Origin of the sequence: Rhodococcus sp. IEGM 1330, assembly GCF_033142445.1 — a bacterium.
In the GTDB taxonomy this organism is placed as follows: domain Bacteria; phylum Actinomycetota; class Actinomycetes; order Mycobacteriales; family Mycobacteriaceae; genus Rhodococcoides.
In genome coordinates, this window is the sequence record NZ_JAWLSB010000001.1 from 1 (window position 1) to 12,608 (window position 12,608).

Below are 12,608 nucleotides of genomic sequence, written 5' to 3' on the forward strand. Positions count from 1 at the left end.
CCATCCCCGACGATCACCGTCTCGCTGCAGGCATGGTCGGTTTGCAGACCGCGCACCGGTACGGCAACGCGACCATGCTGGCCTCGGACTTCGTGCTCGGCATCGGAAACCGTTGGGCCAACAGGCATACGGGCGGACTGGAGACCTACCGCAAGGGCCGTAAGTTCGTCCACGTGGACATCGAGCCGACCCAGATCGGACGCGTCTTCGCGCCCGACTACGGCATCATCTCCGACGCCAAGGCCGCCCTCGAGCAGTTCGTGGCCGTCGCCGAAGAGCGCCGGGCGGCAGGTACGCTGCGTGATCTCTCGGGCTGGGTCGAGGACTGCGCGACCCGCAAGCGCACGATGCATCGGCGCACGCACTTCGACAACGTGCCGATCAAGCCTCAGCGCGTGTACGAGGAGATGAACAAGGTCTTCGACCGCGACACCCGCTACATCAGCACCATCGGGCTCTCGCAGATCGCGGGCGGTCAGTTCCTGCACGTCTACTCTCCCCGCAACTGGATCAATTGCGGGCAGGCCGGCCCACTCGGCTGGACCATCCCCGCGGCGCTCGGGGCCGTGGCTGCCGATCCCAAGACGAATGTCGTTGCACTGTCGGGAGATTACGACTTCCAGTTCATGATCGAAGAGCTGGCCGTCGGTGCGCAGTTCAATCTGCCGTACGTGCACGTGGTGGTGAACAACTCGTACCTCGGGCTGATCCGGCAGGCGCAGCGCGCGTTCGACATGGACTTCTGCGTGCAGCTGGGGTTCGACAACATCAACCACCAGGACACCGTGGACACTGAGCCCGGTATCCCCAAGGGCTACGGCGTCGACCACGTGCAGGTGGCAGAAGGCCTGGGCTGCAAAGCGCTTCGCGTGACCGATCCCGACCTCATCGGCGAGACGTTGGTGCGGGCCAGGACTCTCGCCAACGAGCACAAGGTTCCCGTCGTCGTGGAGATCATCCTCGAACGGGTCACCAACATCTCCATGGGGAATGACATCGATGCGATCAATGAATTCGAGGAACTGGCCGATGGCCCCGATCAGGCGCCGACCGCCCTGTTTGCGCCAAGTTGATCAAGCCGCTGCACACGGGTAGCAGCGCTCGGTAGGATCCCGCGACAGTTCCATTAGAGTCGAAAATGCACGCTCGCAACAATATAAGCCATCGGAGATTGTATTGAAGAAAATTGTGATTACGAGAGTCAAGATCGTCGAGGTTACTGGACGTTCTCCAGCCAATCCTGACCGCGGTTGGCCGCCGCAGGTAAACGCCGCTAGGATCTATCCTGAATTTCGCACTGTTCCGAAGAATCCGTTCGGTGCGGGTGGTTCGATGACGGCACGGTATCTGCAGATCGGTACGGATGCCGGAGTCGAAGGCGTTTACGGTCCCATCGATTCGGAGGTCGTGGTGCCACTGGTAGCACAGATTGGTCCGCGGCTCATCGGGCGTGACGCTCTGTCTGTCACCATCACGTGGGATGCGCTGGATCGGGTCGACCGGCATTCTCGACATGGTCATTTCAAGATGGCGATGAGCGCGGTCGACAATGCGCTGTGGGATCTCAGAGGCAAAGTCTTCGACGCACCCGTGTGGCAATTGCTCGGCGGCTCGGCGCGAGCGCATGTTCCGGCTTATGCCAGCATGCTGGGCACACCTCTTGACGAGGATTCGGTCGAGGAACGCGTGAGTTGGGCAAAGGGCGAGGGTTTCGAGGGGCAGAAATGGTTCCTCGGTGACGGCCCATCCGATGGTGAGGAAGGTCTACGTCGAAATGTGGAGGTCGCCCGTTGCGTCAGACGTGCGATCGGCGACGAAGCGGACATGATGTTCGACGCTTTTCGTGGATGGGATTTGGCTTATGCCAAAGCGTGGACTCGTCGAGTGGAAGGGTTGAACCCGACCTGGCTCGAAGAGCCGTTCCTGCCGAGCCACTTCGCTGCATACCAGGAGCTACACCGGGCCACTTCGGTGCCACTGGCTGCGGGTGAGCACTTGTACGATCGGAACGATCTAGTACCGTATTTGAATGAAGGAATTCTTGCTGTCGTACAGTCGGATCCAGAATGGTGTGGCGGTGTAACCGAGCTTGTTCGCATATGCGCGATGGCCGAGCTGCACGCCATCCCGATGATTGCGCACGGCCACAACATTCACGCGGCGCTACACGTAGCTGCAAGTCAGTCGCCCATCGTGTGTCCCAAGGTGGAGTATCTCGTCAATATCGTACCGCTGCGCCATCACTTCGAGGTCGATCCTCCGGTAGCGATAGGTGGCAGAGTGAAACTTCCTCAGCGGTCAGGATTCGGTATAGCGCTTGACGACTCGAAGATCGAATCGCGAAATACTATTGAAGTATGATTGTATGAAGAGTAAATGTTCTGCATGCGGCGTCGGTTTCCCTAAAGTGGTATTACCGAGGATCTAAAGTGGTATTACCTGGGATATTGGAAATGAGGTTTGTGCCGTGACATCGGTAGAGCGACAACCGATTACTGCAGCTGCCGCGAGGCTCTTGTCTTCTTCGATGGAGGGCACACCCTGTGCGCCGGTGCGTGACCTGATCGGCCGAGACGATATCGACGCCGCATACAGGATCCAGTTTCGCAACATAGTTGCAAACGTAAAGGCAGGTAGAACTGTGGTGGGCCGCAAGATCGGCCTCACCTCGCGGGCAGTCCAGCAGGAGCTGGGGGTAACCATGCCAGATTTCGGGTTCCTCCTCGACAACGTTGCTGTCAGTGGTGACGGTGTTGTGGATTCTCGTCAACTGTTGCAGCCGCGGATCGAGCCGGAGATTGCGCTCATCCTTGCGGCAGACATATCGGAACCGGTCTCTATGCAGCAGGCTGTTGCATTAGTGAGCGAGGTTCGCGCGTCTTTCGAGATACTGGATAGCAGGATCGCGGGGTGGGACATCAGCTTGGCCGATACCATCGCGGACAATGCGTCATTCGGCTCATACGTGCTGGGCGATTCGACGCACCCTACGAATGCTCCCGAACTCGGTGCGATTGCAGTAACCATGAAGGAAGATGGTGAGCGTGTTCCTAATGGACAAGCATCGGATGCCTTCGACAGTGTGTGGGAGGCATTGACGTGGTTGGCGAATACGAGTTTGGAGCACGGATCGCCACTGCGAGCAGGCGATATCATCCTCACCGGGTCTCTCGGTCCAGTTATCGACGTCAAGCCTGGGTCGACCTACACGGCTTCCATCTCAGGAATCGGGTATGTCACGGCGACGTTCACGATATGAGTAATTCCGCACCCTCTGTCGAGGTGGCGACCTTGGCGGTGCGTCGGGTCTCTTGAGAGAGTAAGAACCACTACTCCGGGCCTTCGCCGAGAACGGGAACCTCGGTGCAACCGCACTGTCCGGGGCCGCGATCCACCAAGCCATCCGCCGCCGCGCCGAACACGCCGGCTACGACCCGGCCGCGATCGCCAAACTGGGCGGGCACTCCTTACGCGCCGACTTTGTCACCCAAGGCACACGCAACGGTGCCAACGGATCCGCCGTCGCCCGCCAAACCGGCCACGCCAGCGTCGCCTCCGTCGAGGTGTATCGCCGCGAGCACGCGCCCCGGTAGGGAATGCGGTCACCGACATCGGCTTGTAGCCAGGAAGGTTTCCGTAGAGCGAACGAATGTAGCTCGGGACCCACTCCTAGCAGCGCGAGTACGACGCGGGCACCCGTGACGTTGGACGACAAGGATGCAGCTCAATTACGTTCGCAGGCACAACAGTTTCCCAATCTGTCCATGACTCGAAGTACGAGCGGTCTAGGCCAGTAAGACGCGCCGCCTCGCCGAGTGGATTCTCGCCTGTATAGCGCTGGGCGAGGGCGCGGCCTAGCCAGATTGCACGCTCATTGTCGACATCGATAGGTTCGTTCTTGTTCCAACCATGTGCGGAGATCTGCTTGTACAAACTGCGCGCTTGGTCGACGTTAATTCGGTTCAGCTGTTGTAAACGAACGACCATTGCTTTGTGCCCAGCGCGCTTTCGTAGGAGTGGGTATTGCCTCGCGTGCCATGGCTCGGTGTCACAGAAAGCCACAAGCTGGAGAAGGCAGCTGCCACGATCGCCAAGCTCGGAGACATGATGCAGATGCATGTCGCCGAGACTTATCACAGACTCCGGGTAGAAGAACTCGAGCTCACAGCTGATTACATGATGAAAGTCCAAGAAGAAAAACTCGCTCAACGCGAGGAGCGCGAACGCCTCCGAGAGGAAAAGAAGGTCGAGCTGGAATTGGCCGCGCAGGGGGAAAAGCTCGACAAGGAACGAGCGCATTATCAGCACGTGCTCGACTCCATGGCCGGCCGCACCGATGAGGAGGCTCAGCGTATTCGAGACAAGTTGCACGACCTCGACCAGGCCATCGAGCAGAACGACTATCGACGTGCCAATATTCGCGCCGGCTATGTGTATGTGATCAGCAAACGAGGCGCATTCGGCCCGGATGTGGTCAAGTTTGGTATGACGCGGCGGCTCGAACCAATGGACCGGGTCCGCGAATTGGGGAGCGCCTCGGTACCGTTCCCATTCGATGTGCACGCGTTGTACTTCTCTGACGACGCCGTTGCCCTGGAGGGAGCACTCCGCGCGGCTTTCACGACTCGTCGACTGAACCACGCGAACGTCAGGCGAGAATTCTTCTTCGCCGAGCCCAGTCAAGTGCGTAAGGTGTTGGCTCAAAAAGTGGGGAACTTGTTGGAGTACACAGAGGAACCCGAAGCAACACAATACTTTCAGAGTCGCGGTAGCTGGCCGACCAGCGTTCTGTCGCAGCCGGAAGTGTGATCAAGGCTTGGTTGGGGTCCCGGTGGAACTAGCGCCGATAACGCTGTGCTGGTGCGCCCTTAGTGCATGACGTTTCGTTCGTCGAGGCTGCACATGCACTGCTTGTCGTTGTGCTCGGAAGTCCGGGCGTGTTTACTGGTGCCTGGTGATCTCGCGCCCGTCGGCTTCGTTCGGCGGCCCCCTAGTGCGCGGGCTTTCATATGTGGTTGCAGGAAGTCGAGGGTCGAACCCTCGAACGGTTTGTCTACGACGGTGTGTCACTGGCCGATGCAGATGCGATGCGCCGATTACCGCCGTTCCACCGAGATCTGTTCGACAACTTCGTCTTCACCGCGTCGGGGGTGGCGGTGGGGGGAGCGACTGGAGCAGATTCCCTATCGCGTGTATGGGCTATCTGTCGGCTGTCCACGGTGACCTGGCGTTGGTGCCGCCGCTGATCCCGCCCGACACCGCGGCTGTGGTGGCGGGGGTGCTCTCCCGATTCACACGGTTCAGATCCGGTGACAAGCGCGTCGCGGACGGGTCGCGCATCAACCAGGAACATTATCGACTCGCCGAGGAGTTGTTCTTCGGTCTCGGTGCTGATCGTGGAGACGGCGTATGCGCGGCGGGCGCGCGGGCGCACAGCAGGATGATGTCGGCGCGCATCGCAGACGGGTTCGTGCACCCGGCCATTGGGGCGCACCTGTGGAGTGATGTCCCCGCCGCACCGATGGCGCACCCGGACAGCGGTCCCGAGATCACCGTGCTCGAATCTGTGCAGGAACTCATCGCGACGTGGCGCGCCTTCCCGACCGAACGTCCACGTACCGAACGCGACATACTCACCGCCGCAGGGTTTGTGGGCTGGTCGGAGGTCGTAGCGCCGATGGCTGCCGGGGACTCCGGCGGGTGGTTCGTACGCTCGCCCAAGGGTGCTGGGACCATCGGGGCTGAGGGCACTGTCGTTGGTGACCATGCCTCGGTCGATGCGGGCGATGACCCGGTATGAGGCCGGCGTCGTTTTCGGTGATCGTGCTGTGACGGCGAACCGTCTCGGCTCCGGTACCGGCCGGGGAGGCTTCATCGCCTTTGTCGGTCAACTCGTCGATGCGATCGACCGGCAGGATCGGTGGGCAGTGGCGCGCCGTGCGACAGGTCCTCTGCTCGACGAGTTGTTGTCCGGTGAGTACGACGAATACTTCGGGGTGCCTACCACTTCGAGGGAATGCCTTGGTCTCGACAATGCGCCGGTTGTGCTCGTCGACGACGGTCTGGCTATCGTCACTGCGCCTGTGACGCGGCGGCACGTCGGTGTGGTGGGCGCTGTGTCGGCGCTGCTGGTGCAGGCCGAGGGTGGTGATGGACCGTGGTTCGCGGCGTCGTTGACGCAGGACACGCTGTTGGACAGTGCGTTTCGGAGGCGGGTTCAGCACGAGGCGTTCGAGATCGACGCTGACCTCGAGATCATCGCTGCGCACCGTCCTCTCGATGCTCGCGCATCATCTATCGACTGGGACGACGGCTCGGTGATCCTGCGGCACAGCGACACCGGTGTGACGACCGTTGCCGATGCGCGCGCCGAGGCCGCGACGTGGCCGCGGGAGAGTTGGCACTGGCTCGCCGACGACGCGCTCACATTCACCGGGTTGTATTTGCGTGGGTGCCACCCGGAACTGGTGCGCGAGTTCCCGCACCGCCGCGCCGGAGGTCGACGCCATGACTGACGGGATTTGTCCGACCGATCCGACGAACGTGCGGGCGGCGACCGCTCCGGGCGAGCTCACCGCCGCGCAAATGGGGGACGTTCGCATGGTGGCGCAATTCGTGAGTCGCAGCCATCCCGCCGTGATCACGAGACTGCACAATCACATCCAACTTCTGGTGACCTCTCGAGGCCGTTCCGATGACCGCCTGGGCCCGCACGAGCGGCTCCAGGGAACAGCATCACGGGACGAGACGATCCGCGTCTTCGTCGCGTGTAGCTTTCGCCCGTACACCGACGATCTCGGCACCTTCCCATCCGAGACCGGACCGGTCTTCGTACGGGTGCGTGTTGTCGGTCGACAACTACCGCCGACGGAACCCCCGCTGCGGACGATCGGTCCTCCGGATGCACCGATCCCGGTGACCGAAGCTGAGGGGTGGGTCCGTGCCGCGCTGGGTGATCGGTGGGCCGACCATGCGTACGAATACCGTGACGGCCGAGATTCGATTGCCGCGGCGGCGGCGGCGTCGTTCCGGTTCGGGGTCATCCTCGACCGCACCGCCACGCCCGTGCTCGCGCCCGACAACTTCGATTGGTCTCGGATCGACAACCCGACCGAGAACGCCGTGCGCAAACTCGCGCCCAGTGCGGGCAACACGTCACTGCAACAACGTCTCTCGACATTCGGTCCGTATGCGGCCACTGCCCGCTATCTCGACCCGAGGACGACCCCCGACGGTAGATGGCGAGTCCGTGTCGACAGCCGCAACGCCGACCCCGGCACCCTCGATACGTTCACTGTTCTCGCCGACAGGCTTCGTATCCGCGGTGTGGTGGACACCCGCTTCGTGCCGCTCTCGCTCGACCTCGAAGGCCGGATTGCGAGGCTGGTCTACCAGCTCACCGGCAGCCCCGCTCTCTACGACGCCCACGTACCCATCCCGACCGAGCCGGAACTACGCGTACGCCCAACTGACCGCACGTGGATCGACCACTACGGATATCACCCGCCGGCCCTTCCCCTCACGGCCGAGCAATGGGCATCCGGCCTGTGCGCATTCTGGACCGAAATGGTCGCCTACGGACGCATCGGCGACTTACGTTCGCCTTGGGCCGGGCGGTAACGAATCCACGAGGTACCCAGCACCCGGCCGGATGTCGCCACGGCCACGGCCACGGCTCGACCGGCGCATTGTTGCAGCTCTCGGCTATCGGTCCGTTGGAGCCGCGATCCTCTCTTGACAGTGCGGAAACTGATGGATCAGCCGCGTGCGGGCGGCACGTTGAAGCTCGGTTCGCCGTCAGGCAATGGGATCGTGGAGAAGCTGAGGTAGGTGTCGAGGAACAGTGCACGCTCGCCTTGCGTGGTGGTGTCGTCGGCTGGGTCGTCGAGCGCTAGTTGGAGTCGTGCGTTCGTGACGGTGATTGTCTCGTTCGACGGCGTGTCGATCCAATCACCAAGCGGGCCTGCCTCAATTGTGCCGATCTGTACGGCGAGGGCATTGCCGGACTTGATCGTCCAATCGGTGGACTTGAGGTCCATGGCTACAGGGCCGGTCTTGACGGGAGAGACTTGCTCGTCGAACAGGATTGCTGTCCCGTCTGGGGCAACGTCGTAGAGCTTGACCATCACGTTCCCGTGCCCGACCGCGTCGAGGGAAATACGCGGGGTGATGGTGATGCGGGTGTCGGCTGCGAGGGGTGTCGATCGAAGAATGAAACTGTTGCCGGTCTCGTCGGCCGGGTCGCCCTCCGCGCCGTCGTCCAGATATGTTCCGCCGCCGATCGGAAGTTCGACGGTCGTGTCGCTGACGGGCCAGGTGTCCTGGGCGCGCCAGGTTCCGGTGTTGTCCTGGATGGCGTAAGCGGGGTATTCCGCGGAAGGCTCGATGCCTTTGAGGTGCTGATCGTAGAACGACATGACTTCCTCGATCCATCCTTCGCGGCCCATTTTCAGAGTGCCGTTCTCGTCGCGGTCGTCACCCCGGACGTGGTCCCAGGGCCCGAGCCAACCGCGCTCGACACCATCGTGATTGGCGAGAAACTCGTCCATTGCCTCTGCTTCGGTGTTCCATTCGAGCAAGCCCTGGGTGAACAGGAGTGGGGTATCGGTGCCCGCGCTTCGCGCAGCCAGATCACGGGTCGACCAAAAGTCCGAATTCGGGTCCGCCGTCTGATAGCCGAGCGAATTCACAACCTCGCAACCGGGGTTCGCCGTCTCGAAGTCGGCGTTCGCGCGGTAGCGCTCGTCGTCGTCGGGCATCTGAGGGAGTTTCGCGATGGTGTTGTACGAGTTCGCGGTGAGGACCATGGGGCTTCTCGGGACTCCATTGGAGCGGTTGTTGCGGTACAGGTCCCAGATGGGTTCCTGCGCAACAACAGCTTTCAGCGAGTCCTGATCGAGATTGTTCCCGACCAGGCCGGTGATCGCGTCGTAGGATTTGCCGTACATACCCACTGATCCGGTCGACCAGGGCTGGGTAGCAGCCCAATCGATGGCGGCTTCGACATCTGCTTGCTCGCCGGTGCCGATGAAGTCCAGGCATCCGTTGGATCCGCCGAAGCCGCGCAGGTCGACCATGACGAGTGCATATCCGCGATCGAAAATGTCGCCTTCTTCGATGAGGTTGCCGAACCGATCGGAGGGACCGGTGTGCTCGAAATCTTCGACCCCAATTTGTCCGGAATGGCCAAAGTACGAGCCCACAGAAAGAATCACCGGTAGCTTCTCACCCTCCGGCAAGTCCTCCGGCAGAAGGACATCGGCGTGCAGTTCGACCTCGGTACCGTCCGGCGAAGAGGGTACCGACGATGGAAAGAAGTGCTGCGTCCAAGACGCGCCCTCCGGCACACGATCGTTCCCGCTGTGCGTGACTGCGCCGGTGTCGGTAGCCACCTGCACCGGCGCAGTTTCCGGTGCACATGCTGCGAGCGCGAACACCAGCGGCAGTGCGGCCGCTACTGCGCCTACTCGATATCGGACTTTCGGACTGGGTGTGGTCTCGTTCATGCTTTGATCTTGGATGCCGCAGTTCGTGAAAAACAGTGCGCCACAGCATCATTATTGGTGCATATTACCCGACTCGTCCATTACATTTATCATCCGATGAGGCACTTCAGATACGAAGGCGGAGTGCAGACGAAAGATCATGCGGCATTACAGGGCGCATGCGACGGCACGGGTGCGGCGATATACCTCGCACATCTCGAACTGCCCGTGAAAGGTTCGACCTGTTCGCTGTAGCGACACCAGCGCCGCCGGGCCACCACTCGTTCCGTCCGAGTCTGAAGAACTCCGTCAATCTGCGTTGGCTGGGCCGTCGAGCCGTGCGGGACCGATTGCATCCATAGCCGCGGCCACGATCAAAGGCCGCCATTGTCGCGCTCGGTCCCGGCGCGCTGCCGTCGACGCCGCCGCCTGTAGCCCTGCTGTCGCGCTGATCAACCGGACCAGCGCGTCATCGGACATCCCCTCTGGGCTCGACCCCAAGGCGGCGACCAACGCTGCGCCTGCCTGCACCAGTTCGGGCGCCGCATCCGCAGGATTGTCGTTGACGACTGTCTGCAAGAACGCAGCGGTTCCCGGCCACTGTGTTGTCGCGTCGACCAACGCTTCGAACACGGCGCGAGTGCGCTCGGCCCCGGCAGGGATCTCGGCGATCTCCTCGACAAGGGCGTTCATCCTTCCCAACGCGGAATGCACGGCCGCGAGATAGATAGCTTCCTTGGTGGAAAATCTGTGCAACAAGCCGGCTTTCGAGTACCCGGCGGCATCAGCGACTTGCTGCAGCGACGTGTGCTGATATCCGTGACGTGCGAACAACGCCGATGCGCGATCCACGATCTCGGCATCGATTTCTTCTTTCGACTGACGGGGCATGGTTGGCAGCTTACCAGTTAGGACCGATATGGTAGGTTATGAACCGAATCGGTCTGAATAGGACCAGAACGGTTCATATGAGATTGAGAGGATCCACAATGCGATTGCTCCGTAGACCCCCTGAGATCATCCACACCCACCTACGCCCCTACCTAGCGCTGAACGGGCTGGTATACGGCCTGTTCGTGCTCGGCATGGGCGTAACCGTGCTTTTCCCTGATCTACAGACCATGGGTCTCGACCCATTCCAGGGCGAGGTCGGCGGAAATGCCTCGATCGTGGATGCCGTCAAGCACAGCGTTTGGCTCTTCGGCTTGACGATCCTGACGATCAACGTAGTACCGACGGCACTTGTACAGATAGCGTTACCGTCACTTATCGTGCCATTTCTGGGCACTGCAGTATTCGCTTTTCGCGCCTTCAGCTTCGGCGTCACACTTGCACCCACCAACGAGGTCTACGCCAATATTCTCCTCCCGCATTCCCTTACACTGCTGATCGAGTTTCAGGCCTACATTCTCGTCATGCTCGGGTCCTACATCCTCGGCAAATCGTGGATCCGCCCGCCGCCCCCGATGACGCGTGCTCAGGGATATCGCCACGGCCTAACGCAACTCGGCTGGCTCACCCTGGGCGCAGCCCCACTGTTCATCGTCGGCGCGTTCTACGAAGCCTACGAGATCATCCACCTCATACCCCGCGTGATAGCGAACACCAGCTAGGACGAACTCGATCGTCGACTCGTTCACAACCGTGGTCCCGAAGCCACGAACCAAACTCCACGCGGAACGGGCAGGGGGCAGTCCCAGAGCGGTATGGGTTCGCGACGAATGAGTCTCGTTGTCACGAGTCCGCACAGAGCGTCGATGCGCCAGGACGCTCTCCGTCCACCCGATACCGTGGCTGTCCGACACCGATCAGGACTGTCCGGTGTCGGAGGATCGGCGGCAGTTCGGTGTCACGAGAGTGTCACAAGTCGGTACGTTCGGTCCTGGACTGGGCTGGACAGTGATGCACGAAAAGCGTTGTGAACAAACAAATATCGAGTCCACGGAAGTCTGGGTGGATCCACTTCCAGGGACTGGAAATCCGCACAGTGTCGGTTCGAGTCCGACTGGGGGCACCAGAGTCCATATGGATCCAGATTTCTGGATCGAGACAGTGGGTTTCGGGTGGTCACGTGGTCGTCGGCGGCCTTCCGGGGATCTGAGTAGGCGACCGAGACAGCGGGTTTCAGATCCAGGGCGGAGGTACGTTCTCCGTCGACGTATCCGCATTCGTGGAGCTCAGGGTTGGTTTTCGCGTTGAATGGTTGTCTCTGCGTGCGGCTCGGTGCCACGAGGCTGTCGCAACTCGGGCTGTCTGACCTCGTCGACACCCGCGAACTCTCAGCTTCTCTTGTCGAAAATGTTGTGCTGAAACAGGTTTCGTAAATAGGCAGGCACCGCGACGAGAGCTACGCCTTCGATGAAGCATTCTCGGATGTCGCCAACGTAAATTGCATTCTCCGCATCATCGATAGAGAAACGCTTGTTCAACACAGTTTTTCCGTATGTGTCGGTGACCTACGTCGCCGCCGACTCCTATCCTTTTTCGGTCTTGGTGCGAACTGTGATTTCTGCGTCTGTGGCTGGTCGTCTACCCGTCGACGGAACGTCGCGTTCGTGTATCCCGTCATCCATTCGGTGTTCCCGCCGTGCGACGAAAGGTGTGGCTGGGGGAGAGGTCACCGGGGAATGGGGGTCGATCGTCCCCATCCACGTTGCTGACCGAGATGCTCGAGCAGTGGTTGGATTCGGTAGTGCAGCGGCGTGGTCAAGGCGAGAGTCGTACTCGAGTGCGAAACCCCCTGCACTGACACCACCTTCTGAATCAGGTCCTGTAGCTCGGCTTGCGTGGTGGTGGCGACACGAACCAGCAAATCCTCACGGCCCGTCGTGGCGTGGATTTCGAGTACTTCCGGCATCGATGTGAGTGCATCGACCACGGACTGCAACCTGCCCTGTTGCAACTCCAACGCCATGAACGCCTGGACTGCGATTCCGATCTCAGTCAGGTCGATCTCGGGTCGGAAGCCGACTAGATAGTGTTCGTCGATCATGCGGCTCAGCCGTGCTTGGACCGTGTTGCGTGCTACTCCGAGAGTGGACGCCAGTTCCATGATGCCCATCCGTGCGTTGCGCGAGAGCGCACCGAGCAATTCGATGTCGAGCCTGTCGATGTTGAGCATTC

11 protein-coding genes and 1 pseudogene are annotated in these 12,608 nt (G+C 61.0%); 9 read left to right on the plus strand and 3 right to left on the minus strand.

Features of this window, described 5'->3' with window-relative positions:
- The 8 genes and pseudogenes from R4P57_RS00005 to R4P57_RS00040 all read left to right on the plus strand — a co-directional run.
- Positions 1-1,073, plus strand: a 1,073-nt coding sequence (locus R4P57_RS00005) for a thiamine pyrophosphate-dependent enzyme (protein ID WP_317800851.1), incomplete at its 5' end; no start/stop codon positions are given.
- A 103-nt stretch (positions 1,074-1,176) separates the two neighbouring features.
- On the plus strand, positions 1,177-2,361 hold the full coding sequence (locus R4P57_RS00010) for an enolase C-terminal domain-like protein (RefSeq protein ID WP_317800852.1): 1,185 nt from the start codon (positions 1,177-1,179) through the stop codon (positions 2,359-2,361).
- Between the two features lie 190 nt (positions 2,362-2,551).
- Positions 2,552-3,259, plus strand: coding sequence for a 2-keto-4-pentenoate hydratase (locus R4P57_RS00015; protein ID WP_317800853.1), 708 nt, complete (start codon positions 2,552-2,554; stop codon positions 3,257-3,259).
- Between the two features lie 67 nt (positions 3,260-3,326).
- Positions 3,327-3,622, plus strand: a pseudogene (locus R4P57_RS00020) (tyrosine-type recombinase/integrase); the annotation flags it as partial.
- A 410-nt stretch (positions 3,623-4,032) separates the two neighbouring features.
- The gene (locus tag R4P57_RS00025) at positions 4,033-4,809 is read left to right on the plus strand and encodes a GIY-YIG nuclease family protein (protein WP_317800854.1); all 777 of its coding nucleotides are present in this window, start codon (positions 4,033-4,035) and stop codon (positions 4,807-4,809) included.
- Between the two features lie 385 nt (positions 4,810-5,194).
- Complete coding sequence (locus R4P57_RS00030; protein ID WP_317800855.1) at positions 5,195-5,800, plus strand: hypothetical protein; 606 nt, start codon at positions 5,195-5,197, stop codon at positions 5,798-5,800.
- Complete coding sequence (locus tag R4P57_RS00035) at positions 5,787-6,515, plus strand: hypothetical protein (RefSeq protein WP_317800856.1); 729 nt, start codon at positions 5,787-5,789, stop codon at positions 6,513-6,515. The genes R4P57_RS00030 and R4P57_RS00035 overlap by 14 nt, the downstream gene beginning before the upstream one ends.
- Positions 6,508-7,620, plus strand: coding sequence for a hypothetical protein (locus tag R4P57_RS00040; protein WP_317800857.1), 1,113 nt, complete (start codon positions 6,508-6,510; stop codon positions 7,618-7,620). The genes R4P57_RS00035 and R4P57_RS00040 overlap by 8 nt, the downstream gene beginning before the upstream one ends.
- 137 nt (positions 7,621-7,757) lie before the next feature.
- On the opposite strand, the gene R4P57_RS00045 is transcribed toward R4P57_RS00040, so the two are convergent.
- The gene (locus R4P57_RS00045; protein WP_317800858.1) at positions 7,758-9,506 is read right to left on the minus strand and encodes a CocE/NonD family hydrolase; all 1,749 of its coding nucleotides are present in this window, start codon (positions 9,504-9,506) and stop codon (positions 7,758-7,760) included.
- A 288-nt stretch (positions 9,507-9,794) separates the two neighbouring features.
- Entirely contained in the window at positions 9,795-10,376 is a 582-nt protein-coding gene (locus tag R4P57_RS00050) for a helix-turn-helix domain-containing protein (protein ID WP_317800859.1), read from the minus strand.
- 98 nt (positions 10,377-10,474) lie between these two features.
- Here R4P57_RS00050 and R4P57_RS00055 point away from each other — a divergent pair, with 98 nt between their 5' ends.
- Positions 10,475-11,098, plus strand: a complete 624-nt coding sequence (locus R4P57_RS00055) for a stage II sporulation protein M (protein ID WP_317800860.1) — start codon at positions 10,475-10,477, stop codon at positions 11,096-11,098.
- A gap of 1,004 nt (positions 11,099-12,102) precedes the next feature.
- Here the strand turns inward: R4P57_RS00055 and R4P57_RS00060 are convergent.
- A complete protein-coding gene (locus R4P57_RS00060; RefSeq protein WP_317800861.1) occupies positions 12,103-12,606 on the minus strand; it encodes an Lrp/AsnC family transcriptional regulator in 504 nt (167 codons plus the stop codon).
- Between the last annotated feature and the right edge of the window lie 2 nt (positions 12,607-12,608).